Below are 23,591 nucleotides of genomic sequence, written 5' to 3'. Positions count from 1 at the left end.
TGACCCGTGCCATATTCAAAACGTGAACCTGTCAGACAGCCGGACAGCCGGACAGCAAGGACCCCAGGGTGGGCATACGCCTATCTCACGCATTTCCGCAGCTGAAGCGGTCTTTGCGGCCCTTCGGCGCGCCATCGAAGGCGGCCAGTTCGATATCGGAACTAAGCTGAGCTCCGAGGCGACCCTGGCAGGCCAGTATGGCGTAAGCCGTTCAGTCATCAGGGAAGCGTTGAGGTCCTGCAACACCTTGGGCCTTACCGTGACCAAGACCGGCAAGGGCACGTTCATTGTTGCCAACAAGGTTGCTAATGACCTTACCTTGGGTCAGTACAGTGCGCGTGATCTTAACGAAGCCCGCCCGCACATCGAGATCCCGGCGGCCGGCCTCGCCGCCCAGCGCCGCACCGAGGAAGAGCTGGAGCACCTCAAGGACATCGTCCAGGAAATGCTCACGGAGAACGATCCCGAAGCCTGGGTGAACCTGGACGCGAGCTTCCACTCAGCCGTGGCCCGCGCCAGCGGAAACCGGGTGTTTGCCAGCGTGGTTTCCGATATACGTGAAGCCCTGGCCCATCAGTCCGAAACCTTGAACCTCGTGGCAGACCGGCAACACCGCTCTGACGAGGAACACGTCGCAGTGCTCAACGCAATCGAAGCCGGCGACTCCGAAGCAGCAAGCAAAGCGATGGCCGCTCACCTGCAGGCCGTCAGCGTCGCGCTGGACACGATCCTCAGCAAATGACACACCCAAAGGACACTGCCACCATGCCCGCCCCCGAAGCACCGGCCCAGGCCCACGCGAAAAAAGCGCCGAACCACGTCCCGCTCGTAGAGGTAACCCGCGACGGCCTGGTCGAAAGCGTTCATTACGGCTCGTTGATCGCGCTCAGCGCAGATGGCGGCACCGCAGTCCAGGCCGGCGAACCGGATGCCCCCATGTACCCGCGCTCAAGCCTGAAGCCGCTCCAGGCTGTTGCGCTGCTCAAGGCCGGTTTGGACATACCCCAGGACCTCTTGGCACTGACGGCTGCCAGCCACTCCGGCGCGCAGATGCACCGCGATGGCGCCACCGAGATCCTGAAGCTGCATGGCCTCACCGAAGCGGCGCTGGGTAACAGCACCGACCTCCCTTACGGCGTCGCTGAACGTGAAGAGTGGCTCCGCCAAGGCAACAGCCCCACCCAAATTGCGCAGAACTGCTCCGGCAAGCACGCTTCCATGACCGCAGTTTGCGTCATCAACGGCTGGCCTGTGGAGGGGTACTTGCATCCCGAGCACCCGCTTCAGGTCCTGGTCCGCGACACCATCACGGATCTGACGGGTGAGGAAGCTGCGGCGGTTAGTACTGACGGTTGCGGCACTCCGCTGTTCGCCCACACCCTGCATGGCATGGCGCGTGCTTACGGCCGCTTGGCCGCTGCCGACGAAAGCACAGACGAGGGCAAGGTTGCCCACGCCATGCGCCGCTACCCACAGATGGTGGCCGGCGAAGGCCGCGATGTCACCGCCCTCATGCGGGCGGTCCCGGGACTCCTCGCCAAGGACGGCTTTGAGGGACTCCAGCTTGTCGGCCTCCCGAACGGCACCGGCGTGGCAGTGAAGATTTCCGACGGCGGCGATCGCGCCCGCATGCCCGTCACCGTTGAGGTCCTCCGCCAATTGGGCGTCGACGGCGGCAGCTTGGCCACGCTTCAGAGCCCACCCGTGCTGGGCGGCGGCCTTCCGGTCGGCGAGCTCCGCGCAGCCCAAATTTTCAGCAACTAAACCAAGGACAGCTATGACCACCGTCGATCAGGCGATCCCCCTCCGTTCCGAACACGACCTTTTGGGTGACCGCGATGTACCCGCGGATGCTTACTGGGGCGTCCACACTCTCCGCGCTATCGAGAACTTCCCCATCACCGGGCAGCCGCTCTCCACCAACAAGCACCTCGTCAGGGGCCTGGCCGCCGTGAAGCAGGCTGCGGCCCGCACCAACCACGAGCTTGGCCTACTGGACGCCGAAAAGGCGGGTGCCATCGAGCAGGCTTGCCAGGACATCATGGACGGCATGCTCCAGGAGCAGTTCATGGTTGATGTGATCCAGGGCGGCGCGGGAACCAGTTCCAACATGAACGCCAACGAGGTCATCGCCAACCGCGCGCTGGAGATCCTCGGCCACCCCAAGGGCGACTATTCCAAGCTGCACCCGAACGACCATGTGAACCTGAGCCAGTCCACCAACGACGTCTATCCGACGGCGGTGAACCTCGCCACGATCTTCTCCGTGAAAGAACTCCTGGAAGCCCTCGAAGAACTCGAGCTGGCGTTCGCTGAGAAGGGCCGGGAGTTCCGGACCGTCGTGAAGATGGGACGCACGCAGTTGCAGGACGCCGTTCCCATGACCCTCGGCCAGGAGTTTGGCGGTTACGCCGTAACAATCGGCGAGGACCGGGCCCGCTTGGACGAGTCCCACATGCTGATCCACGAGATCAACCTTGGAGCCACGGCAATCGGCACAGGCTTGAATGCCCCGGCCGGCTACGCTGAGGCCGCCTGCCGCCATCTCGCCGAAATTACGGGCCTTCCCCTCCTGACCGCTGCTGACCTCATTGAGGCCACGCAGGACGTAGGAGCTTTCGTTCACTTGTCCGGCGTGCTGAAACGCGTGGCAGTGAAACTCTCCAAGATTTGTAACGACCTCCGCCTGCTGTCCTCCGGACCGCGTGCGGGTTTGGGCGAGATCAACCTTCCGGCCGTGCAGTCCGGTTCGTCGATCATGCCCGGCAAGATCAATCCGGTGATCCCGGAAGTGGTCAGCCAGGTGGCCTACGAAGTCATCGGCAACGATGTCACAGTCACCATGGCCGCGGAGGCCGGCCAGCTTCAGCTGAACGCCTTCGAACCGATCATTGTGCACAGCCTGCACAAGAGCATCTCCCACCTGGAAGCAGCGTGCCGCACCCTTACGGCGCGCTGCGTCCGGGGCATCACTGCAAACACCGAACGGCTACGGCTTACCGTGGAGCAGTCGATCGGTCTCGTCACGGCATTGAACCCCCATATCGGTTACGCCTCCGCCACCGCTATCGCCCAGGAAGCGCTGGCAACGGGCAAGGGCGTAGCGGAACTCGTGTTGGAGCACGGTCTCCTGACCGCCACCCAGCTTGAGGAACTGCTTAGCCCCGAACGTCTGGCAAATCTCAGCAAATAGGCCGAAACTGGCTTTCTAAACGCCCCAGTCGTCCCGCCCATGAGGCACACCCCCACGAGGCTTTGTTCCGCGTGCCCGGACCCCCGACCGGACATGCCCAGGACACCCCCAACAGGACACCCCTAAGGATTCCAATGACCAATCCCATCACGGACCACACGGTCCCGGCCCAAGCGCACGCCAGCGAGAAAGCCCTCCACAAGGAGGACTCCGGCTACCACAAGGACCTCAAGCCCCGCCAGATCCAGATGATCGCGATCGGCGGCGCAATCGGCACCGGCCTGTTCCTGGGCGCCGGCGGCCGACTCAACGCAGCTGGTCCCTCCCTCGTTATCGCTTACGCAGTCTGTGGCTTCTTCGCTTTCCTGATCCTCCGCGCCCTCGGTGAACTCGTTCTGCACCGCCCGTCGTCAGGATCTTTCGTCTCCTACGCCCGTGAGTTCTACGGCGAGAAGGCCGCCTTCGTCTCGGGCTGGTTCTACTGGATCAACTGGGCCACCACCACCATCGTGGACATCACCGCAGCGGCGCTCTACATGGAGTTCTTCGGCAAATACGTCGCCTGGATAGGTGCCGTTCCGCAGTGGGCGTGGGCGCTCATTGCGCTGGTCGTAGTGCTCTGCCTCAACCTGGTCTCCGTGAAGGTCTTCGGTGAAATGGAGTTCTGGTTCGCGCTGATCAAGGTGGCAGCATTGGTGGCCTTCCTCCTGGTGGGTACCTACTTCGTCATCTTCGGCACCCCGGTGGAGGGCCAGGAAGTCGGCTTCAGCCTCATCGCAGACAACGGCGGAGTCTTCCCCAACGGCGTCCTTCCCATGATCATCCTCATGCAGGGTGTGCTCTTCGCTTACGCCTCGATTGAGCTCATCGGCACCGCAGCCGGCGAAACCGCCAACCCGGAGAAGATCATGCCCAAGGCCATCAACTCCGTGGTCATCCGCATCGCCCTCTTCTACGTTGGCTCCGTGATTCTGCTGGCACTCCTGTTGCCGTACACCTCTTACGAGAAGGGCGTCAGCCCATTCGTGACGTTCTTCGGTTCCATCGGCGTGGAGGGCGTGGACGTCATCATGAACCTCGTGGTGCTCACCGCAGCACTGTCCTCGCTGAACGCCGGGCTCTACTCCACAGGTCGCATCCTCCGCTCCATGTCGGTGGCCGGCTCTGCCCCGAAGTTCGCCCAGCGCATGAACAAGGCAGGCGTCCCCTACGGTGGAATCGCCATCACCGCCGGCGTTTCCCTCCTGGGAGTTCCGCTGAACTACCTTGTTCCGGCCGACGCTTTCGAGATCGTCCTGAACGTCGCTTCCGTGGGCATCATCGTCACCTGGGCCACCATCGTCCTGTGCCAGATGCAACTCAAACGTTGGGCCGACAAGGGATGGCTGAAGCGTCCGTCCTTCCGGATGTTCGGTGCTCCCTACACGGGCTGGTTGTCTTTGCTCTTCCTGGCGGCCGTGCTGATCATGGTGTTCATCGAGTCCCCGTTGACCATGCTGGTCACCGCGATTGCCTGCGGACTCATGGTGTGGGGCTGGTTCCTGTGCCGCAAGCAAATTCATGAGCTTGCTGCCACCCGCGACGGTTACACGGGCAGCGCGCCCGTGATTGCAAACCGCCCGCTGCCCGGCGGCGACAAGTAGGCGCCAAGTAACAGCCCCCACAGGTAACAACCGCTAACTCACGACGGCGGCACCCGGGTTCCGTACCAATCGGAACCCAGGTGCCGCCGTCGTCAGTTAACGTCCCCAAGTAGGTCGCAGTTGAGGTCGTTTTGAGGGCGCTGAATCATGCGGTGATCGCAACACCTGATTATTGAAGGGTGTCGATTGCCATGGTGAAGTTCACGAATCGTTTGGTTGCTGAGGTTGTCCAGTCGTTCTGGCAGCAGGTTGCGGACGGTGCCCGTTTTGAAGATGCTGGTGCGTTCGTCGGGTGGTCCGTAACGACGGTCCGCCGTGAGCTGAGGTCCTCAGGAGGGGTCCGGCCCCGTCGGGGCCGGACCCTGACCGGCCGTTCCCTATCGTTCCAGGAGCGGGAGTTGATCTCGTTATGGCGGGGCAAGGAATCGGTCCGTGAGATCGCCAGACGTTTGGGTCGTTCCCCGTCAACGATCTCCCGGGAGCTCCGGCGGAACGCTGACAAGGTCTTTTTCTACCGGGCTACCACCGCCCATGCCCGCGCCCACGCCCGGGCAGCCAGGCCCAAGACCGCTAAGCTCAACAGCAACAAGCCCTTGCGCCTGGAAGTCGAAAAGCGGCTCGAAAAGAAAGACTCACCGGTCCAGATCGCTGGCAGACTCCGCAAGGACTTCCCGAACAACCCGGAGATGTGGGTGTCACACGAGACCATCTACCAGTCCCTCTATCTCGAGTCCCGGGGCGGGCTAAAGCGGGAACTGGTCAAGAACCTGCGCACCGGCCGGACCCTGCGCAAACCCCAACGCCGCCCCGACGAACGCCGCGGCAGAATCCAGGACAAGGTCATGATCGCCGACCGTCCCGCCGAGGTCGAAGACCGTGCCGTGCCAGGGCATTGGGAAGGGGACCTGATCGTAGGCAAGGACGGAAAAACCGCCATCGGCACCATCGTGGAGCGCACAACCGGGTTCGTGATGCTCCTCCATGTCCCGACCGGTCAAAACCGTGCCGAGTCTGTTCGGGATGGGCTGATCCGCAAAATGGGCGCCCTTCCCGACGAACTGAGGCTCTCACTGACCTGGGACCAAGGCACCGAAATGCGCAGGCACAAGGAAGTGAAGATCGCAGCCGACATCGACATCTACTTCTGCGATCCCCACTCACCTTGGCAACGCGGCTCGAACGAGAACACCAACGGGCTCCTGCGCCAGTACTTCCCCAAAGGCGCAGACCTAAGCATCTACAGCCAAACCGACCTCGACTACGTCGCCCACGAACTCAACGACAGACCCCGCCAACGATTCGACTTCTGCACCCCCAATGAGATGATCAGAACCTTCCTGTTGCGATAACCGCTAGAAACCACCGGCTGAAAACGACCTCAACTGCGACTTAGTGGGGTGAGGACGCGGCGCAGACAGACATCCGATCATTCGTGGCTACTATTGGTCCATGGCTGTCACAGACGAGGCGATCAGCAAGATCAAAGACATGCTGATCCGCGGCGAACTCAAGGCCGGCGATCGACTTCCGCCGGAAAAGGAACTGAGCGAACGGCTCGGTCTTTCCAGGAGTTCGTTGCGTGAGGCCGTGAAAGCCCTCGAGCTGATCCGCGTGCTGGATGTCCGCCGTGGTGACGGCACCTACGTGACCAGCCTCGATGCGAAGCTGCTCAACGAAGCCGTGGCCTTTGTGGTGGACCTGCACCAGGACCGGTCCATCCTGGAACTCTTTGAAGTCCGACGAATCCTGGAGCCGGCCACCGCACACTTGGCCGCGGGAAAAATCACGCCGGACGAGCTGCTTGCCCTGCGGAGCACGATGGACGGCATCGACGAGAACACTGACGTTGAGGAGCTTGTTGCCCACGACCTTGAGTTCCACAGCATCATCACCGAGGCCGCCGGAAATGATTACCTGGGGAGCCTCCTGGAGGCCCTGTCCAGCAGCACCGTTCGCGCCCGGATCTGGCGTGGCCTGACACAGGAAAAGGCCGTGGCGCACACCTTGGCTGAACACCGCGCCATTGCGGACGCACTTGAACGGGGAGATGCCGAACTAGTGCGGGCCCTCGTTACTGTGCATATCAGTGGCGTGGAGAACTGGCTGCGGCAGGCGCTCTAACCTTCGGCGATAGGGGTGACCGCCAGGCCGTAGGTCCGAATAGCCGTCTCCTCAAGCACCAGGTCCTGCTCCGAAGGACGCAAGGTAGACACGAGTTCCAGCAGTACATCCAGAGTCCGGCCATAGGGGGCGCCCAAGGTGCTCACTGGCCAGTCGCAGCCGATCATCAAACGCTCCGGCCCGAAAGCCTCCAACGCTGATTCAAACAGAGGTCGCAACGCATCCGGGGTGTACTCAACGCCAGGTAAATGCAGTCCGGAGAGCTTCGCCACCGAGTTCGGCTCCCGCCCGAGCGCCCGGAAATCAGCGCTCCACGAGTCCATGAGCTCAGGATCAGCCAGCGGCGGCTTACCCAGGTGATCCAACACAACCGTCAGTTCCGGCATCTCGCGGGCCAGCCGAACCGCAGACCCCAGATGCCGGGGGAAGGCATCCGGGATGTCCAAAGTGAGCCCTCCCCCAGCCACCAATGCCAGGGAATTCCTTACAGCGGGAAGATCCAGAAAGTCATTGCGGGGATCGTCATGCACCAGGTGCCGAACGCCTTTGAAGACGGGATGTGCTGTGAAACGGTGCAACTGTTCTGCAGCTTCATTAGGCGAATCCAACCTGATCCAGCCCACTACTCCGAGCACCCAGGGATTCCGCGCTGCAACGGCCAACATGCTCTCGGTGTCGGCTACGGTGTCGTCGGCCTGGACCAGAACGGCTCCCCTCACCCCGGCAGCGTCCAACGTCTCACGCGCCTCGTCCTCGCCAAAGCTGCGGAAGAGCGCACCGTGTTGCGGTCCGAGCCATGGATAGTGGCGCACACCGCCGCTGACGAAGGTGTCCAAGGTCCACAGGTGCAGATGCGAATCAATCACGCCATGCGCTCCTCCAACACTTTCCACAGTTCGTCCGGCACGGGCGCCTCCATTCTGGCAGCGTTCGTGGCCACCTGTTCAGGAGAAGTCGCCCCGGCTGTCACGTTCACCACGGCCGGATGCCGCAACGGGAACTGGAGCGCCGCCGTCGGAAGTTCCACGCCGAAGTCCCGGCAGAGGGCCGCGAGCGCACGCGCACGCTCCAGCACCTCCGGCGGTGCTTGGCCGTAGTTGTAATGCGCGTCTTCCGGAACGTCGGCTCGGGCCAGGAGGCCCGAGTTGTAGGCGCCCACGCTTACGACGCCGGTGCTTCGCTCCACACAGCGTTCAAGCAACGGGACGCTGGGCTGCTCGAGCAGGGTGTAGCGGCCGGCGAGCATCACGAGGTCGAGATCGGCGGCTTCGACACATTCCAAGGCTGCCTCTGCGGAGTTGATGCCCACACCGATTGCCCGGACCACTCCTTCGGAGCGCAGTTTCTCCAGTGCTGGAAGGCCCTGGGAGATTCCGGCCTGAAGATCGTGAACGTCGGGGTCGTGCAGGTATGCGATGTCCACATGGTCCAAGCCGAGCCGCTCCAGGGAGTCCTCGATGCTGCGCCGGATGCCTGTTTCGGAGAAATCCCACACGCGTCGTGACGTCGCGGGGACCTCGAAGCCCTCCGGGTCCTGGCCGCTACCGGAGTTGGGTTCGAGTAGCCTGCCCACCTTGGTGGAGATGACGAATTCGTTCCGGGGTTTATCACGGAGGACCGCGCCCAATCTCTGCTCCGAGAGGCCAAGGCCGTAGTGAGGCGCTGTGTCGAAGTAGCGGATGCCGGCGTCCCACGCAGCCAACACGGTGGCGAGCGCCTCCCCGTCCGGGATCTCCCGATAGAGATTTCCGATGCCCGCTCCGCCGAAGCCCAGTTTGCCTAGTTTGCCTGGTTTTCCTGGTTTTCCTGGTTTGCCGAGGTCAAGTGAGTTCATCGCAGCTCCCATATCTTCTGGATACCCGTATCCTCCCCCGAGTAATCGTCCTGGACCTCCAAAAGTTCAGCCATTCGGGCTTGCCACGGCACATTGGCCGGATGGTCGGCGAGCGCGTGGCGCATTGCTTGGTAGTCATCGACGTCTACTACATGGAAAAGATCGAGGCCGCTGCGCCAGATCCGCCAGTTCCGGACCCCGGCGTCCTTGAGCGCTGCCACCAGGTCAGGGGGAATGGTCGCGTGCGCGTCCGCGTACTTTTCTTCGGTTCCCGGCTTCAGCTTGGTGTGCAGGGCGATGCTCTCAGTCACGAGCGGCCTCGGGCTCCGCGGCCGACGGCTCCGCAGCCTCGGGTGTCAGGAACAGTTCCAGCACTGGCACAGCAACGTTCGGTCGCTGGACAGGCAGCTTGATGGTCAAGGTGCCTGGCGGCTGCCCTCCCTGGGTCATATTCATGGCCTGCTGCCCGGGGTCTACCTCTTTGAGGAACACCTCGGATGCGTCGTTCAGCAACTGCGCGTACTCGACCTTCCCGGCGAGATCCGGGAGGTGGACATACTCGAACGGCCAAGCGAACAAGTGAACATAGAGCCTGTTCCCACGCTGGGTGTACCGGGCGTCCGTCGGTGCCTTGAACGGGGAGGCCCCCGTTCCGTAGATGGACCGCGAGTGCAGCTTCATCCACTGGCCGATGCCTTCCAAGGACGCCAGGGCCCGCGGATCGAGATTTCCCCTGCCTGTGGGGCCGACGTTGAGCAGCAGGTTGCCGCCCTTGGACACACCATCCACCAGCATCCGGATGAGCAGGTCCGCGGATTTGTAGTTCAGGTTGTCCCTGTCATAACCCCAACTACCGTTGAGGGTCTGGCAGGCCTCCCAGGCGACCGGTTCGCCGTCGACCATCATGGGGCCGGCGGGCTGGTACTGCTCGGGAGTGACAAAGTCGCCGGGGATCTCCAAACGATCATTGACCACAATGCCGGGCTGCAATTCCCGCACCATGGCGAGCAATGCCTCCGAATCCCAGTCCTTCCGGCCCTTGCCACCCCAGAATTCTTCTTCGTGCCCACCTGTGTAGGAGAAGTCGAAGAACAGGTAGTCGATGCTGCCGTAGTTGCTCAGGAGTTCGCGCACCTGGCCGTGCAGGTACTCGCGGTAGCGCGCCATGTCGCGTCCGGCGTTCAAGCTTTCGACGTCGGCCGCGTTCCGTTGGGGGTGTACGCCGTCCACGGTGAAGTCGGGGTGGTGCCAGTCGATAAGCGAGTGATAGAAGCCGACCTTCAGCCCCTCGGCCCGGAGTGCTTCCACATAAGGCGCTATCAGGTCGCGGCCGGCAGGCGTGTTGGTGGCCTTGTAATCCGTCAGCGCGGAGTCCCACAGGCAGAAGCCGTCGTGGTGCTTGGTGGTGAGGACCACGTATTTCATCCCGGCGTCCCGTGCTGCGCGTGCCCATTCCCGGGGATCGTAGAGGTCGGGGTCGAAACGCTGGAAGTACTTGGAGTACTCCTCCACTGTGATTTCTTCCTGGTTCATCACCCACTCGTGCCGGGCAGGCAGGGCGTAGATGCCCCAGTGAACGAACATCCCAAAACGTGCCTCTTCAAACCAAGGTGCGTGCTGGATCAACGGGATTCCTTCCATACGGGGCCGTCCGGAAAGCTGTACGCGGCCAGTGTTTCACGGAGCATTTCGTTTCCAGCGCCAGGATCCGACGGCGGCCAATACGCGCCGTCGTGGACGTCCACAGGTGTGATGAAGTGTTCATGGAGGTGGTCCACGAACTCGATGGTCCTGTTCTCCTTGGTCCCGGACACCGCAATGAAGTCGAACATGGACAGGTGCTGGACTGCTTCACACAGACCGACACCACCGGCATGCGGACAAACCCTCACTCCGAACTTTGCAGCGAGAAGGAGAATGGCGATGTTTTCGTTCACTCCCGCTACCCGGGCCGCGTCAATCTGGAGGACCTGAAGCGACCCGGCCTGGAGCATCTGTTTGAACACCACCCGGTTCTGGACGTGCTCGCCAGTGGCTACGGGGATGGGCGCCACTCCGCGGGCGATGGCGGCATGGCCGAGGATGTCGTCCGGGCTGGTGGGTTCCTCAATCCAGGCGATGTCATAGGGGGCAAGGTGCGCCATCCAGTCGATGGCTTCCTGCACATCCCAGCGCTGGTTGGCATCGACCGCGATCTTGACGTCGGGACCAACGGCAGCGCGGGCAGCCCGCACGCGCCGGATGTCGTCCTCCAAGGAGGCGCCAACCTTTAACTTGATCTGGGAAAATCCGTCAGCCACGGCTTCCTTGGCCAGCCGTGTGAGTTTCTCGTCGCTGTAGCCCAACCAGCCCGGCGTCGTGGTGTACGCGGGGTAGCCGTCAGCGCGAAGTGCCTCTTTGCGCTCTTCCCTTCCGGGTTCGGCAGCGCGGAGAATGTCCAAAGCTTCGTCCGGGGTAAGCGCGTCCGTGAGGTAGCGGAAGTCCACAAGTGCTACGAGCTCATCGGGCGTCATGCCGGAGAGCAACTCCCAGAGGGGCAGCCCTGCGCGTTTGGCCTTCAAGTCCCACAGCGCATTGACCACGGCGCCGATAGCCATGTGCATGACACCTTTCTCGGGACCCAGCCACCGGAGCTGCGAGTCATGGGTCAACAGTTTCCACATGGCTCCCATGTCTGCCAGCAGGTCCTCAACCGTGCGGCCAAGAAGGTACCCACGGAGGGCTTCGATCGCCGCCGTCTCCACCTCGTTCCCCCGCCCGATGGTGAACACAAAGCCGTGGCCCTCATGTCCGTCCCCGGCATCCGTGCGGATGACCAGGTACGCGGCGGAATAGTCCGGATCCGGGTTCATGGCGTCGGAACCGTCCAGTTCCAAGGATGTGGGAAAGCGGATATCGAACGTATCCATTGCGGTGATGATGCTCATGCGGCTCCTGTAGTGCGTCACGATTCTTCACGAGCCTAAACATCCGATGTCTACCTTGTCAATGGGTCACATTTCCGTATTATGGGTGAAAACACCACACTAGAGCTCGGATGTTAGTCCCGAACGCACGGAGGAAGCCATGACCTTGAAATTCGCCAGGCTGGGTACGGCCGGAAACGAACAACCGGCCGTCATCGCCCAGGACGCTGACGGCGCTGAGAAGTACTTCAGCCTTAAGGCCCTGACCAACGACATCGACGGCGGTTTCCTCGCCTCAGATGGCATCGAACGCACCCGCGAAGCGCTCAACAAAGGGGAACTTCCCGAGATCTCCCCGGAAGGCCTACGCTTTGGCGCCCCCGTCGCGCGACCCGGTGCAGTGGTTGCCATTGGACTCAACTACACCGCGCACGCTGCCGAATCCGGTGCTACGCCGCCCGAGGTTCCCGTGGTGTTCCTCAAGCCGACCAACACTATCGCCGGCCCGTTCGACGCAGCCCCCATCCCGCCGTCGTCGGAAAAGTACGACTGGGAAGTGGAACTGGCAATCGTGATCGGCAAGGAAGCGTCATACCTTTCCTCCGTTTCCGAGGCCGAGGGCTGCATCGCCGGCTATGCCGTAGCCAACGATCTCTCCGAGCGCGACTACCAGATCCCCGGAGCGGCGGGCCAGTGGACCAAGGGCAAGACCCTCCCCGGCTCCACTCCCCTGGGTCCGTGGCTGGTCCCATCCTCGGATATTGATGCCGGCAACCTTCACCTGCAGACCTTAGTCAACGGCGAAGGCCGCCAGGACTCCACTACCTCGGACATGATCTTCGACCCCGCAACGATCGTCCACCACCTCAGCCAGTACATGCTGCTGGAGCCGGGCGACGTGATCATCACGGGCACCCCCGAGGGCGTGGCACTGTCCGGCAGATTCCCCTTCATCCAGCCAGGTGACGTGGTGGAGTTGGAAATTGAAGGACTGGGCCGCCAACGGCAGGAGTACTTCCGCGCGCAGGCCGGCTCCCCATCACAGCCCGGTGCATCTGCTCCCGTCCGCATCAACGCCTGACGCTGCCATGGCACCCTCTGTGGGCAACGAATTCGAAGGCCTGGCAGCGCTCGTGACCGGTGGGGCCTCCGGAATCGGGGCCGCGATCGCCGACCGCCTCGCTGCCGGCGGTGCGCAGGTGGCAGTCCTGGACCTCGCTCCTGAGGCCAGCCGGCATTTCGGTGTGCAGTGCAATGTGGCCGATGACCCCTCGGTGCGAGCCGCCGTCGACGCTGTGGCCACGAAGTTCGGCCGCCTGGACATCGTCATCAACAACGCCGGCATCGGCGCCCAAGGTGACATCGCGACCAACGACGACGACGAGTGGCTGCGTGTCCTCAACGTCAACGTGGTGGGAATCGCCCGTGTCAGCCGGGCGGCCCTGCCGCACCTGCGTGAGTCGCCGGCGGCCGCGATCGTTAACACCTGTTCCATTGCGGCGACTGCCGGGCTTCCTCAGCGTGCCCTGTACTCGGCGTCGAAGGGCGCGGTCTTGTCTTTGACGCTCGCCATGGCGGCAGACCACGTCCGCGAGGGGATCCGTGTGAACTGCGTAAACCCCGGCACCGTGGACACTCCGTGGGTTGGCCGGTTGCTCGATTCAGCCGCTGACCCTGCAGCTGAGCGAACCGCCCTTAACGCCCGCCAACCGCACGGGCGGATGGTCGATCCCGCTGAGGTAGCCGGCGCCGTCGCTTACCTCGCGAGCCCGCTGTCGGGTTCGACGTCGGGAACCTCGCTGGCGGTCGACGGCGGCATGCAGGGTCTGCGCCTACGGCCGGTTCAATAGGGCCGCTTCAGTAGGGGTGAGCGGCTGTAGGGTTTCGTAACGCAACGGACCCGCAACCTCCTGTAGCCGTGGTTCGCCTATGCTCAACTCCAAGAGATCAACGGCGACTCACTTAGCAGACTCAGGAGATACAGCCATGAGCAACTGGCGCATCAGGGACTTCCATTCGTCCGATTTGGACGGCATCCTGCACCTCTGGGAGTCACTCAAAGCCGATGGCGTGGAGCCCGTGTACGCGTTGTCCGAGGTACTGGCGTCCTGCGAGAAGGACCACGCCGTGGTGGCTGTCCAAGGCGACCAAGTGGTGGGTGCCGCCGTCGGACGCGCCGCCCATGACCAAGGGTGGGTCGTTTTCCTGGCCACGCTGACGGAGTTCCGCGGCCGCGGCATTGGCACCTCGCTGCTGTCCGCCGTCGAGAACCGCATGGCCCCGCACGGCCTCAACAAACTCTCCGCGCTCATGCCGGAAACCGAAACACGCGTCGAAGCCTTCCTGGGGCGCGGGTTCGTGGTGAAGAAAAACCTGCGCTACTTCGAGCGGACCATCCCCGTGCAGCGGCAGGAACTGGAACCGTTAAGCCTGTTGGGCGGGCGGATTCTTGCCCGGGACCTGTGGGAGAACGTGGCTGGCATGCGCCGCGAGAAGGAGCTGCTGGAGCGGCGACTGGTTTTGCCTTTGGCAGAGGCCGACCTCGCAGACGAATACGGTGTGGTCCCGCCCCGGGCAGTAGTCCTGTTCGGCCCGCCAGGTACCGGTAAAACCACCTTCGCCAAAGCCATCGCATCCAGGCTTGAGTGGCCGTTCGTGGAAGTCTTCCCGTCCCGCCTGGCCGCTGACCCCAAGGGACTGGCCGGGGCACTCCGTGAGACGTTCCTGGAAATCGCCGAGCTGGAACACGCCGTGGTCTTCATCGACGAAGTGGAGGAGATCGCGTCCCAGCGCGCCGGTGATCCGCCGTCGCCGTTGCAGGGCGTCACCAACGAACTCCTCAAGATCATCCCGGCTTTCCGGGAACAACCCGGCCGCTTGCTGGTGTGCGCTACGAACTTCATCCGCGCCCTGGACACCGCGTTCCTGCGCCACGGCCGGTTCGACTACGTCATCCCCATCGGGCTCCCCGACGTTCACGCCCGCGAAGCCATGTGGCAGCGATTCATCCCCGCTACCGTGGTGGATTCCGTGGATATCGCCCAGTTGGTGGAGCGAACCGAGGGCTTCTCCCCCGCGGATATCGAGTTCGCTGCCCGCAGCGCCTCCCAGCGGGCCCTGGAAAAAGCAGTGTACGACGACGGCGACTCCGGTCTTGCGCCCAACGGACGTAAGGGACCGGTCACCCAGGACTACCTCGATGCGATCGGTGATACCCGGACCACCGTTAGCGCCGAGGTGCACCAGGATTTCCTGGAGGACATCGACGTGTTAGGGCGCGTGTAGGGGTTACTTTCGCCGCGAGTTCGCCGGAATGCTGCGGGATCGTTGGAACATTCCAAGGGATCTCGACGTATTCCGGCGAGCTCGGCGTGGAGGCAGGGGCAACGGTAATCTTTGAGCCATGTCCTCGAATCCCCTTCGCCATGCGCTGTCCCGCATGGGCGGCCGCGATCCCCATGAAAAGCACCGCACAGCAACTCCGCTGGAGCTCTTTTTTGACCTGACCTTTGTTATCGCTTTTGGTGTCGCCGGCAACCAGTTCGCCCATGCTGTGGCAGAGGCGCATTTCTGGCCAGGCCTCCTCGCCTTCTCGTTCGCCATGTTCGCGGTGATCTGGGCCTGGATCAACTTCACCTGGTTCGCCAGCGCCTACGACACCGACGACTGGGTGTTCCGCGTGGTCACCATGGTGCAGATGGTTGGCGTCCTGATCTTGGCCATGGGCGTCGAGCCGGTGTTCCACTCCATCATCGAGGGCAAGCACGTAGATAACTTCACCATGGTGCTCGGCTACATCGTCATGCGGGTGGCCCTGATTTTCCAGTGGCTGCGTGCCGCCCGGCAGGATCCAGAACGGCGGGAAACCTGCTTGCGCTACGCGAAGTACGTGGCGATCGTCCAGGTCGGATGGGTCGTGGTTCTCTTGGTCGATGCGAGCGTCCTCACCACCTTCCTCATGGCAGCCCCACTGTTCATCATGGAGATGGCAGCACCGTACTTCGCCGAACGCCAGATCCGTACCCCGTGGCACGCCCACCACATTGCGGAGAGGTACGGGCTCCTGGCCATCATCGCCCTGGGTGAGTGTTTGATTGGTGCCATTGAAACCCTGCGTGCCATTGTGGCCACCCACCAGTGGTCCATGGATGCCGCCTTGGTTGGATTGAGTGGAACCGGGCTGGCCTTCGCCATGTGGTGGATCTACTTCATCCTGCCCTCGGGTCCGGCACTTCACGTCCAGCGGCACCGTTCATGGGTGTTCGGCTATGGGCACATGCCGATCTTCGCTGCCATTGCCGCCACAGGTGCAGGACTGCACGTTGCCGCTTACTACATTGACCACGAAGCCCACATTCCTGCGGCCGCTGCGGTGGCCTCAATCGCCATTCCCATCATCATTTTCAAGGTCTCGCTCAGCACGCTGTACGGCATCATGCTCGGCCTGGACCGCGAACACTTCTGGAGCTCCGCGCTGGTGGTCCTGGGCTTGGCTGCAAGCATTGCCATGGCTGCAGCGGGAGCCTCCGTGCCGATCTGCATGCTGGCAATGATGCTGGTCCTGGGCCTGTCGATCGCCTACGACGAACGACGCGGGCACAAGGGCCGGGCAGCAGCGCTGCGGCGGCTGGAAACCGCAGCGGGCTAAGGCATTCCCGTACGTTGTGAGGCCTGCTCTGCACCCTAAGGCCGTCCCATGGCATGCAGAGTGGGCCCCACAACGAGCGCGTGTGGGCTACTCGGGCACGATCTCGTCCAGTTCCCGAAGCAAGTAGGGGTTGATCCGTTCCAGGATCATCCGAACTTCTTCGCGGGGAACCGCCGTGTAAAGCACGGGTCGGGCATCGGCATAGCGGGTTACCGGCGGCTTGTCCGGCCACTTTTCAGCAAGCGCCTTGACCCTCTCGGGCAAGGAATTGTGAGCGTTGTCCGCGATCTTCACCAACGTTGCGTCGTGGTCCTCCGCAACGAAACGGATGCCGGCGTCGTAATCATCAGGGTCGTCGTGGAAGCGGCGGGTGACGCGTTCGATGATGTCTACCGCCCGCTCGGACACTCCCATTTCAAGCAGGGCTTGGCGGGTGATGGGCGTATCCTCGGCGATGTCATGAAGGTAGCCTGCGATCTGGATATCTTCGTCAAAGTCGGCGAGCGCATCTCCCACGGCCAGAACGTGCTCCCGATAAGGACGTTTGAGCTTGTCCTTCTGCCGGTTGTGAGCCACTTCGGCCAAAACCTGGGCTGTCTCAACGGTAAAGCGTGGTTCGGTCATGCTGGCCTCCGGCTTGAAGAGGGACCGACGGGGATCGGTCCTCACCTTCAGGCTATCCGCTGTTTCCGGACCCGCAGCACCGCCCTACCAATCGCATCATCCCGGCGGTCCTACCCGTCCTAGCGGTCCTACCCGTCCTGCTGGCTTACCAGTCCTGTACAGCGCGTGCAGCGATGGCGACGGTGACGGCTCGTGGCAAACGCTGGGCGAAGCCGGCCGTCACCCGGTTGACCCAACCCGAAACGACGCTGCCGGGGGTGTCCTTGCGATCGAGGGCTTTGAGGGCAGTCCCCACAACCTGCGCAGAGGTCTGCATCTTGCCTACTGCTGCGGACTCACCACCGAGGACGTCAAAGAACTCAGTGCGTGTCGCGCCGGGGCAAAGGGCCAGGACGTTGAGTCCGGAGTTTTTGGTTTCGTGGGCAACGGCTTCGGTAAAGCTCAGGACGAAGGCCTTGGTGGCACCGTAGACGGCCATGCCGGGGATGGGTTGGAACGCAGCAGTGCTGGCGACGTTCACCAGGGCACCCTTCCCGGAGGCGAGCAGTTCCGGGAGGAAGGCACGCGTAATGTCCACGAGGGCGGCAACGTTCAAGGAAATCTCAGATGCGATGGTGCTCGGGTCTTCCTCAACCAAAGGACCGTGGGTGCCGAAACCCGCGTTGTTGATCAAGGTGTCCACGGTAATTCCGCGGCCGGCCAGTTCTTCGAGGAGCTCGCGTCCCACTCCTGCGCGGCCCAGGTCCATAGGGAGGACGGTCACAGTGACGCGGTGGCGTGAGCGCAAGTCCTGAGCCAACTCCTCCAGACGGTCCGCACGCCTGGCCACAAGGACTAGGTTTGAGCCTCGGGCCGCAAATTGTCCGGCGAACTCAGCGCCGAGGCCGGAGCTGGCGCCCGTGATGAGTGCAGTAGTGCCTGCGTAAGTCGTGGTCATGGCGAAATCCCATCGATTGAGTCGGAGACTAATGTAGTCGCTGTCTACATGGTAGGCACTGCCTACTTTGTTGTCAATGACTACATTGACATAGACTTGAGCCATGACTGACCAGCCCTACCACCACGGCAAACTCCGGGAAGCGCTCCTGGAACGAGCCATGGAAACCATTGAAGAAGCTGGCGTGGACGGACTGTCCTTGCGGCAGCTGGCCCGTGATGTGAACGTCAGCCACGGCGCACCCGCCAAGCACTTCCGGGATAAGCAGGCCCTGATCGATGCCCTGGCGCTAGCTGGCTTTGAGTCGATGAACCGCCGCATCCAGGATGCCGCCCAATCCGTCGATGAACTCCGGGGACGTTTTGTCAGTGTTGGGAAGGCCTATGTCGACTTTGCTGTTGAGCACCCCGCCCTGCTCACGGTGATGTACTCCACCAAGCACCATCCCGATTCCAGCGAAGAGCTGCGAAGCACCGGCGCGCAAGGCATACAGGTTGCCCGAGCAATGATTGCCGAGGCACAGGAAGCCGGTGTCCTGGCCGCCGGGGAACCCGAAACCTTGGCCATGGTGTGCTTCGTGAGCCTTCATGGCACGGCCCTTCTCGCCGCTGGCGGTCAGTTGGACGGAAATTCAGTGGAAGACGTCGTCACGGCTACCACCGACACGTTATGGGCGGGAATGGAGGCCGGAGTCCCGGCAGCGCAGCTCAGTTAAGCAGCGCCGCACCACTAAGCCGCAGCTAAGCCCCGAAACCGGCGACCGCCTCCCCGGTGGTCGGTTCAGCTCCGGGGAGTTTTCCACACCCAAGGCGTCTTTGGCACGATATGCGGGGTGAAGTGCGGCAGGGCATCCTGCAAGGTTCCCGCGGGCAATCCAACGGACTCCAGTAGAAGGTCACGCACACGTTCTGCAGGAATTCCGACGGCGGCGAGGTCGTTCAGCGTGACGGCCCCGTCGCGCTTCGCCAGCCTCACGCCGTCGTGATTAACAACCAACGGAACGTGGGCGTATTCAGGGTTCGGCAGCCCAAGCAGGGTCGCCAAGTAGGCCTGCCGCGGCGTGGATGGGAGGAGATCATCGCCGCGAACCACTTGGTCGATTCCCTGGTGGGCATCGTCAACCACCACCGCGAGATTGTAGGCGGTCACGCCGTCGTTGCGGCGAAGCACAAAGTCGTCCACCACACCCACATATTTACCGTGCAACTGGTCCTCAACGGCCCACTCCGAAACCTCTGCCCGTAAGCGGATGGAGGCGGGACGCGTGGCTCGCCGGATCTCACGTTCGGCTTGGGAAAGCCGTCGGCACGTTCCCGGATAAGCGCCCTGCGGAGCATGCGGCGCGGAGGGGGCCTCTTGGATTTCCCTTCGCGTGCAGAAGCATTCGTAGGTCCGCCCTTGGGCCGTCAGTCGCGCAATCGCTTCGTCGTACAGCGCCGCGCGTTCCGTCTGGCGTACGACGTCGGCGTCCCAACTGACGCCGACATCCCGCAGATTACGGAGCTGCTCCGCCTCAGCGCCGGATCGGGCGCGGTCCAGATCCTCGACTCTCAGCAGGAAATCGCGGCCACTGGACTTCGCGAACAGCCAAGCGAGAATCGCGGTCCTCAGGTTGCCCACGTGCAGTTCGCCGGAGGGGCTCGGGGCGAAGCGGCCAGCAGCAGTCATGATCCAAGCCTATTCGCCGGGCACGGGAGAGAGAGACTGGCGCCGGACAACACAAGAGCCCCTCAGCTACCGCAACGATCCGGTAGCTCAGGGGCTCTTGCTGTGGCGCCCCAGTGAAAGGGCGGGTGCAGAATGACAATGCTGTGAACAAGAGTCAATCAGCGGCTGCTTCCTTGCGGGAAACCTGTGCAGGGCCCCGGGTGATGTTCCGGGTTCCTGGTGCCTGCGGGATTTGGCGGTAGCCGCGACCTGCTTCGTTGTCATCATTTCAGCAGAGGGTCTACAGTTGGTGCAACGGACACCATATTGATTGATCGATTTGACCAGTCTCACGTGGAAAGCTCGACAGGAAGTGGTCACTTTGCAGGAACTCGATGCCACGGACCGTCGAATCCTCGCCGCCTTGGACGAAGACCCTCGCGTGCCCATCATGGTGTTGGCCCAGAAACTGCACCTCGCTCGCGGGACAGTTCAGTCGCGCCTGGAGCGGATGACGGCGTCCGGAGCCCTCCGCCCCAACAGCAGTCGCGTCTTACCCTCGGCCTTGGGACGTGGCGTGGCTGCCGCCGTCAGTGCCGAGCTCGATCAAAGCCACCTGAACGAGGCTATTGCTGCCCTGAGGGAGATCCCTGAAGTTCTCGAATGCCATGCTCCCGCCGGCGATACAGACCTCATCATCAGGGTGGTAGCCAAGAGCCCGGATGACCTCTACCGGGTTTCCGAGGAAATCCGGTTGTGCCCGGGCATCGTGCGCACGTCCACCAGCATGTTCCTCCGGGAAGTGATTCCGTACCGAACCACCGGACTGCTGGCAGAGTAGGTCTCCTCAGACCGGCGGTCCTATATTGGTTTTCAGGTTCTTCATAACCAGTGTTGACGTGAGGCGTTCCACTGCGGGAAGTGCCGCGAGTTCGTCGTCGTAGAAGCGCTGATACGCGGGCAGGTCCGCAGCAATGACCTTGAGCAGGTAATCAGGGGATCCGAAGAGCCGCTGAGCCTCCACAATGTTGGGGCTGGCAGTCACACGCTCTTCGAACTCCGCCAGAATGGTGCGCTCCACCTGCTTGAGCGTGACAAAAACAATCGCTTCAAAGCCCAGGCCCACCGCGGCAGGATCGATGTCTGCACGGTAGCCGCGGATTACCCCTGAGGACTCCAAATCGCGGAGCCTCCGATGACATGGAGCCACGGTCAGACCCACCGTGGAAGCAAGGGCTGTGGCAGTCATCCGGCCGTCCTCTTTGAGGTGGCGCAAAATAGTTCTATCAATCCCGTCAATCACGCAATAATCTTACCGAACACCGCTCCTTCCGGGCTAAATATGGGAACACTTATGTGCCGATTTTCCCTAGAGTTTTCCTACCATCTAGCCCTGGAGAGAAAACGTGAATCCGCAACTGTTCCTCGCCTTCATGCTCGTCGCCGTCAGCTTGGCGTGCACGCCCGGCGTCGACTGGGCGTATTCGATTTCGGCGGGCCTCCGTCAGCGCAGCTTCGTCCCTGCCGTCGCTGGCTTATGCAGCGGCTACGTCATCTACACTTTGCTGATGGTGGCAGGGCTGGCGGCCCTCTTGGCCGGAGTTCCAGGACTGCTGGGGTGGCTGACCATCGCGGGAGCTGCCTACCTGCTATGGCTCGGCGTCGCTACCCTCCGCTCGTGGCGAGGTGCCAGCTTTAGTGCGGAGGGCGGCGTCGTGCAGTCCGGAAACCAGCTCCGCACCTTCCTTCAAGGCATGGGCACCAGCGGCATTAACCCAAAGGGCCTGCTCTTCTTCGTGGCGTTGGTGCCGCAGTTCGTCAGCCCCGAGGCAGCACTGCCTGTTCCGATCCAGTCGGGCCTGCTGGGCCTGACCTTCGTGATCCTAGCCGGGTTGGTTTACACCGCCGTCGCATTGACTTCCAGGAAGCTGCTGGCCTCCCGGCCCGGCGCCGCGCGGGTTGTGACCTTGGTCAGCGGAATCATCATGATCGGGCTCGGGACAGTGCTGCTATCAGAGCAACTACTGCCGCTTCTGCCGCATTTCCAGGCTGCAAGCAGCTAAGCGATAGGCGGCTAGGCGGCGAGGAGTTCGTCAAGCCGCTCGTATCCTTCGATGACGCCGTAGTCCATCCCGGTAGCCACGGCCATGTCGCGCGCTTCAACCGAGGGGTAGACCTCGTGTGCCGACATCCTGGTCCTGCCGTCTACTTCCTCGAATGTTGTGGTGCTGATGACCACCTGGTTCGGCGCCCCCTCGAACTCGATTGTCTGGATGATCAACGCGTCGGCCTCGACCGTGTGAAACACGCCGCGGAATCCGTACATCCCGCTATCGTCGCCGTTTTCGTACCGCCAGCTGCCGCCGGTGGTGGCGTTGTACTCAGAAATTTTCGTCACCGTGCTCCGAGGGCCCAGCCATTTGGCCAAGAGGTCCGGGTCAACGTGGGCTTTGAAAACTGCACTGACCGGGGCATCGAATTCGCGGACTGTATCAACGAACGGGACGCCACTATCAGCGGTGATTGTTGTTGGATTGCTCATTTCAGTTCCTCTTTCTTCTTTGCTGGTATGTTCTCTTGTTCATGGTGGGAGACGCCGACGCCAAGTAACTGGTCCAACTGGCGGAAGCGGGACTCGGCGATCAGCCTGTACTGGTCAATCCAAGCTGTCAGTCGTTCCAGGGCCGCTGCATCCAAATGGACCGGCCTGCGCTGGGCGTCGCGGGATCGGGTAACCAAACCGGCATGCTCCAAGACTTGAATGTGCTTGGACACCGCTTGCTTGGTGATGGCGAATGGTTCGGCCAGCTCATTGACAGTGGCATCTCCTCGCGACAGCCGGGCTACCATGGCCCGTCTCACCGGATCCGCCAACGCCATGAAGGCCCTGTCCAGGGATTCCGACCCCAGGGCATCTTGTTCCATCTCCGCTTCAACCCTTCCTTCAACCAATGCTAATCAACTGACTCATTGATCAACTGATTGGTTGATTAAGAGAATACGCCTCTCCTTAGCACGGCACAAGGGTGTTTATTCGCCGCCCAGCTGCCTGAAGTCGTTCTCCCAGAGACGCCGCATCTCAGCGTCTTTGCGGATGACTTCCAAGGTCTCAAGCTCGGCAGGCGGGGCCGGCCGCCTGGATCGCGGAGTGAGGGTTCGGCGCCCTTGGTCAAGCGCGAGCAACGCCCTGTCGGTCAATGCATCGTTCTTCAAGGCCAGGTTGGTTTTCCGACGCCGGAGGACTTCCTTCAGGGCCGCCTGGGCCGACTCGAAATCGCCGCGCGCCCGCTGCGACCGCGCCCGGATCAGCAACAGTGCGGCGGACAGGTCATCCGTGTTGAGCAAACCTTCGGTCCACAGCACCACGTCGCGGTGGCGCTCCAACGAGTACGCCGCCGTGCAGCGCGCCAACGCAGAAGGCAACGACGGCGGCAAAGTCACCACCGCTTCCAAGGCCGCCTCGGTCATCCCCATTTCCCGAAGACAGTGGGACAACGCCAAAAACACGGATTCCTCGCTGAACAGGACCGGAACCTCAATGCGTTCGGCTACCTCGACTTTGGTGACCACCTGCCCAAGGTAGGTAGCCGAGAACTGGCTGGCGTCGTCGTCGATCCTTGTTGTTAAACCGCGCCGCAACAGCTCGGAAGCCCTCAGGAATCCGCCATGCTTGTACGTGAGCAGCCCTGCCATCACGTGGCATAAGCCGGCCCAGCCCGGATATGTGCGGCCGAAAGCAAGGAGCCGATCGGGCTCCGTGGAAGTGAACACGGCCTCATGCATGGCCTTCGCCGTCTTGGAGGACAGCATCTTCAATCGCGGGACATTCCCCACCACGGACAACCTCGCGTGGTCGCGGCCGGTGAGGACCCCGGAAAGCACGTCATTGACGCCATCGGCCAAGCCACGGACCGGCGTGCGGACGTAGCCCTCGCGGAAAGGCGTGAGATCGCGGGTGTCATGGAAGATCGTGTGCACACGTCCGTTTGGAGCTTGGCTCATAAATCCATGCTAACGGCCGCTGAACCGGGCTCATCC

25 protein-coding genes are annotated in these 23,591 nt (G+C 62.4%); 13 read left to right on the top strand and 12 right to left on the bottom strand.

Going from position 1 to position 23,591, the window contains the following annotated elements:
- Positions 1-22 precede the first annotated feature (22 nt).
- The 6 genes from M1D89_RS03955 to M1D89_RS03930 all read left to right on the top strand — a co-directional run bounded on the left by M1D89_RS03955 (position 23) and on the right by M1D89_RS03930 (position 6,957).
- On the top strand, positions 23-742 hold the full coding sequence (locus M1D89_RS03955) for a FadR/GntR family transcriptional regulator (RefSeq protein ID WP_014923019.1): 720 nt from the start codon (positions 23-25) through the stop codon (positions 740-742).
- Entirely contained in the window at positions 739-1,764 is a 1,026-nt protein-coding gene (locus tag M1D89_RS03950) for an asparaginase (protein WP_498648236.1), read from the top strand. Before M1D89_RS03955 ends, M1D89_RS03950 begins: the two co-directional genes overlap by 4 nt.
- Positions 1,765-1,777: 13 nt before the next feature.
- On the top strand, positions 1,778-3,193 hold the full coding sequence (locus M1D89_RS03945; RefSeq protein WP_498648232.1) for an aspartate ammonia-lyase: 1,416 nt from the start codon (positions 1,778-1,780) through the stop codon (positions 3,191-3,193).
- A gap of 134 nt (positions 3,194-3,327) precedes the next feature.
- A complete protein-coding gene (locus M1D89_RS03940; RefSeq protein WP_498648230.1) occupies positions 3,328-4,836 on the top strand; it encodes an amino acid permease in 1,509 nt (502 codons plus the stop codon).
- Between the two features lie 191 nt (positions 4,837-5,027).
- Positions 5,028-6,185, top strand: coding sequence for an IS30 family transposase (locus M1D89_RS03935; RefSeq protein WP_498645340.1), 1,158 nt, complete (start codon positions 5,028-5,030; stop codon positions 6,183-6,185).
- 100 nt (positions 6,186-6,285) lie between these two features.
- On the top strand, positions 6,286-6,957 hold the full coding sequence (locus M1D89_RS03930) for a FadR/GntR family transcriptional regulator (RefSeq protein ID WP_017198766.1): 672 nt from the start codon (positions 6,286-6,288) through the stop codon (positions 6,955-6,957).
- Here M1D89_RS03930 and M1D89_RS03925 read toward each other — a convergent pair.
- From M1D89_RS03925 to M1D89_RS03905, 5 genes are read right to left on the bottom strand one after another with little or no spacing between them, the layout of a single operon-like run.
- Positions 6,954-7,823 carry an amidohydrolase family protein gene (locus M1D89_RS03925; protein ID WP_498648228.1) on the bottom strand — a complete coding sequence of 290 codons (870 nt, stop codon included), beginning with the start codon at positions 7,821-7,823 and terminating at the stop codon, positions 6,954-6,956. The genes M1D89_RS03930 and M1D89_RS03925 overlap by 4 nt on opposite strands.
- Positions 7,820-8,791, bottom strand: coding sequence for an aldo/keto reductase (locus M1D89_RS03920; RefSeq protein WP_498648226.1), 972 nt, complete (start codon positions 8,789-8,791; stop codon positions 7,820-7,822). The genes M1D89_RS03925 and M1D89_RS03920 overlap by 4 nt, the downstream gene beginning before the upstream one ends.
- Positions 8,788-9,102 carry an L-rhamnose mutarotase gene (locus M1D89_RS03915; protein WP_498648225.1) on the bottom strand — a complete coding sequence of 105 codons (315 nt, stop codon included), beginning with the start codon at positions 9,100-9,102 and terminating at the stop codon, positions 8,788-8,790. Before M1D89_RS03915 ends, M1D89_RS03920 begins: the two co-directional genes overlap by 4 nt.
- Positions 9,095-10,417, bottom strand: a complete 1,323-nt coding sequence (locus M1D89_RS03910) for an alpha-L-fucosidase (RefSeq protein ID WP_498648224.1) — start codon at positions 10,415-10,417, stop codon at positions 9,095-9,097. Before M1D89_RS03910 ends, M1D89_RS03915 begins: the two co-directional genes overlap by 8 nt.
- A complete protein-coding gene (locus tag M1D89_RS03905) occupies positions 10,414-11,718 on the bottom strand; it encodes an L-fuconate dehydratase (protein WP_498648222.1) in 1,305 nt (434 codons plus the stop codon). Before M1D89_RS03905 ends, M1D89_RS03910 begins: the two co-directional genes overlap by 4 nt.
- Before the next feature lie 139 nt (positions 11,719-11,857).
- Between M1D89_RS03905 and M1D89_RS03900 the strand changes: the two genes are divergently transcribed.
- The 4 genes from M1D89_RS03900 (at position 11,858) to M1D89_RS03885 (ending at position 16,345) form a co-directional block, all read left to right on the top strand.
- On the top strand, positions 11,858-12,778 hold the full coding sequence (locus M1D89_RS03900) for a fumarylacetoacetate hydrolase family protein (protein ID WP_498648220.1): 921 nt from the start codon (positions 11,858-11,860) through the stop codon (positions 12,776-12,778).
- A 7-nt stretch (positions 12,779-12,785) separates the two neighbouring features.
- Positions 12,786-13,547 (top strand): SDR family NAD(P)-dependent oxidoreductase, encoded by a 762-nt coding sequence (locus M1D89_RS03895; protein ID WP_498648218.1) that lies wholly within the window; start codon positions 12,786-12,788, stop codon positions 13,545-13,547.
- A gap of 136 nt (positions 13,548-13,683) precedes the next feature.
- A complete protein-coding gene (locus tag M1D89_RS03890) occupies positions 13,684-14,982 on the top strand; it encodes an ATP-binding protein (RefSeq protein ID WP_498648216.1) in 1,299 nt (432 codons plus the stop codon).
- 118 nt (positions 14,983-15,100) lie between these two features.
- Complete coding sequence (locus tag M1D89_RS03885; protein WP_498648214.1) at positions 15,101-16,345, top strand: low temperature requirement protein A; 1,245 nt, start codon at positions 15,101-15,103, stop codon at positions 16,343-16,345.
- A gap of 87 nt (positions 16,346-16,432) precedes the next feature.
- Here M1D89_RS03885 and M1D89_RS03880 read toward each other — a convergent pair whose 3' ends face one another.
- Together M1D89_RS03880 and M1D89_RS03875 are read right to left on the bottom strand one after the other, a co-directional pair.
- Positions 16,433-16,969, bottom strand: coding sequence for an HD domain-containing protein (locus M1D89_RS03880; protein WP_159732660.1), 537 nt, complete (start codon positions 16,967-16,969; stop codon positions 16,433-16,435).
- Between the two features lie 145 nt (positions 16,970-17,114).
- On the bottom strand, positions 17,115-17,906 hold the full coding sequence (locus M1D89_RS03875; RefSeq protein WP_498648209.1) for an SDR family NAD(P)-dependent oxidoreductase: 792 nt from the start codon (positions 17,904-17,906) through the stop codon (positions 17,115-17,117).
- Positions 17,907-18,009: 103 nt separating this feature from the next.
- On the opposite strand from M1D89_RS03875, the gene M1D89_RS03870 reads away from it, so the two are divergent.
- Positions 18,010-18,621, top strand: a complete 612-nt coding sequence (locus M1D89_RS03870; protein ID WP_498648208.1) for a TetR/AcrR family transcriptional regulator — start codon at positions 18,010-18,012, stop codon at positions 18,619-18,621.
- Between the two features lie 65 nt (positions 18,622-18,686).
- Here M1D89_RS03870 and gluQRS read toward each other — a convergent pair whose 3' ends face one another.
- Positions 18,687-19,574 (bottom strand): tRNA glutamyl-Q(34) synthetase GluQRS, encoded by an 888-nt coding sequence (gene gluQRS / locus M1D89_RS03865; protein WP_498648206.1) that lies wholly within the window; start codon positions 19,572-19,574, stop codon positions 18,687-18,689.
- Positions 19,575-19,935: 361 nt separating this feature from the next.
- On the opposite strand from gluQRS, the gene M1D89_RS03860 reads away from it, so the two are divergent.
- A complete protein-coding gene (locus tag M1D89_RS03860) occupies positions 19,936-20,394 on the top strand; it encodes an Lrp/AsnC family transcriptional regulator (protein ID WP_024818488.1) in 459 nt (152 codons plus the stop codon).
- Positions 20,395-20,400: 6 nt separating this feature from the next.
- Here the strand turns inward: M1D89_RS03860 and M1D89_RS03855 are convergent, their stop codons facing one another.
- Positions 20,401-20,856, bottom strand: a complete 456-nt coding sequence (locus M1D89_RS03855; RefSeq protein WP_498648204.1) for an Lrp/AsnC family transcriptional regulator — start codon at positions 20,854-20,856, stop codon at positions 20,401-20,403.
- Between the two features lie 103 nt (positions 20,857-20,959).
- Here M1D89_RS03855 and M1D89_RS03850 point away from each other — a divergent pair, with 103 nt between their 5' ends.
- Positions 20,960-21,616 (top strand): LysE family translocator, encoded by a 657-nt coding sequence (locus M1D89_RS03850; protein ID WP_498648202.1) that lies wholly within the window; start codon positions 20,960-20,962, stop codon positions 21,614-21,616.
- An 11-nt stretch (positions 21,617-21,627) separates the two neighbouring features.
- On the opposite strand, the gene M1D89_RS03845 is transcribed toward M1D89_RS03850, so the two are convergent.
- The 3 genes from M1D89_RS03845 to M1D89_RS03835 all read right to left on the bottom strand — a co-directional run bounded on the left by M1D89_RS03845 (position 21,628) and on the right by M1D89_RS03835 (position 23,555).
- Complete coding sequence (locus M1D89_RS03845; RefSeq protein ID WP_498648200.1) at positions 21,628-22,095, bottom strand: SRPBCC family protein; 468 nt, start codon at positions 22,093-22,095, stop codon at positions 21,628-21,630.
- Positions 22,092-22,478: an ArsR/SmtB family transcription factor gene (locus M1D89_RS03840; RefSeq protein WP_498648198.1), complete on the bottom strand. Its 387-nt coding sequence runs from the start codon at positions 22,476-22,478 to the stop codon at positions 22,092-22,094. The genes M1D89_RS03845 and M1D89_RS03840 overlap by 4 nt, the downstream gene beginning before the upstream one ends.
- Positions 22,479-22,583: 105 nt before the next feature.
- Entirely contained in the window at positions 22,584-23,555 is a 972-nt protein-coding gene (locus M1D89_RS03835; protein WP_498648194.1) for a hypothetical protein, read from the bottom strand.
- Positions 23,556-23,591 lie beyond the last annotated feature (36 nt).

The sequence above is a fragment of the Arthrobacter sp. D3-18 genome, assembly GCF_054408525.1.
Note: the sequence above shows the minus strand (reverse complement) of the source record. Positions and strands in the feature narration are given on the sequence as shown.

Excerpts from the sequence above, each read along its gene's own strand:
- M1D89_RS03950 (WP_498648236.1), top strand. The coding sequence starts at position 739 with ATGACACACCCAAAGGACACTGCCACCATGCCCGCCCCCGAAGCACCG.
- M1D89_RS03945 (WP_498648232.1), top strand. The coding sequence starts at position 1,778 with ATGACCACCGTCGATCAGGCGATCCCCCTCCGTTCCGAACACGACCTT.
- M1D89_RS03940 (WP_498648230.1), top strand. The coding sequence starts at position 3,328 with ATGACCAATCCCATCACGGACCACACGGTCCCGGCCCAAGCGCACGCC.
- M1D89_RS03935 (WP_498645340.1), top strand. The coding sequence starts at position 5,028 with ATGGTGAAGTTCACGAATCGTTTGGTTGCTGAGGTTGTCCAGTCGTTC.
- M1D89_RS03930 (WP_017198766.1), top strand. The coding sequence starts at position 6,286 with ATGGCTGTCACAGACGAGGCGATCAGCAAGATCAAAGACATGCTGATC.
- M1D89_RS03920 (WP_498648226.1), bottom strand. The coding sequence starts at position 8,791 with ATGAACTCACTTGACCTCGGCAAACCAGGAAAACCAGGAAAACCAGGC.
- M1D89_RS03905 (WP_498648222.1), bottom strand. The coding sequence starts at position 11,718 with ATGAGCATCATCACCGCAATGGATACGTTCGATATCCGCTTTCCCACA.
- M1D89_RS03900 (WP_498648220.1), top strand. The coding sequence starts at position 11,858 with ATGACCTTGAAATTCGCCAGGCTGGGTACGGCCGGAAACGAACAACCG.
- M1D89_RS03895 (WP_498648218.1), top strand. The coding sequence starts at position 12,786 with ATGGCACCCTCTGTGGGCAACGAATTCGAAGGCCTGGCAGCGCTCGTG.
- M1D89_RS03890 (WP_498648216.1), top strand. The coding sequence starts at position 13,684 with ATGAGCAACTGGCGCATCAGGGACTTCCATTCGTCCGATTTGGACGGC.
- M1D89_RS03885 (WP_498648214.1), top strand. The coding sequence starts at position 15,101 with ATGTCCTCGAATCCCCTTCGCCATGCGCTGTCCCGCATGGGCGGCCGC.
- M1D89_RS03880 (WP_159732660.1), bottom strand. The coding sequence starts at position 16,969 with ATGACCGAACCACGCTTTACCGTTGAGACAGCCCAGGTTTTGGCCGAA.
- M1D89_RS03875 (WP_498648209.1), bottom strand. The coding sequence starts at position 17,906 with ATGACCACGACTTACGCAGGCACTACTGCACTCATCACGGGCGCCAGC.
- M1D89_RS03870 (WP_498648208.1), top strand. The coding sequence starts at position 18,010 with ATGACTGACCAGCCCTACCACCACGGCAAACTCCGGGAAGCGCTCCTG.
- gluQRS (WP_498648206.1), bottom strand. The coding sequence starts at position 19,574 with ATGACTGCTGCTGGCCGCTTCGCCCCGAGCCCCTCCGGCGAACTGCAC.
- M1D89_RS03845 (WP_498648200.1), bottom strand. The coding sequence starts at position 22,095 with ATGAGCAATCCAACAACAATCACCGCTGATAGTGGCGTCCCGTTCGTT.
- M1D89_RS03840 (WP_498648198.1), bottom strand. The coding sequence starts at position 22,478 with ATGGAACAAGATGCCCTGGGGTCGGAATCCCTGGACAGGGCCTTCATG.
- M1D89_RS03835 (WP_498648194.1), bottom strand. The coding sequence starts at position 23,555 with ATGAGCCAAGCTCCAAACGGACGTGTGCACACGATCTTCCATGACACC.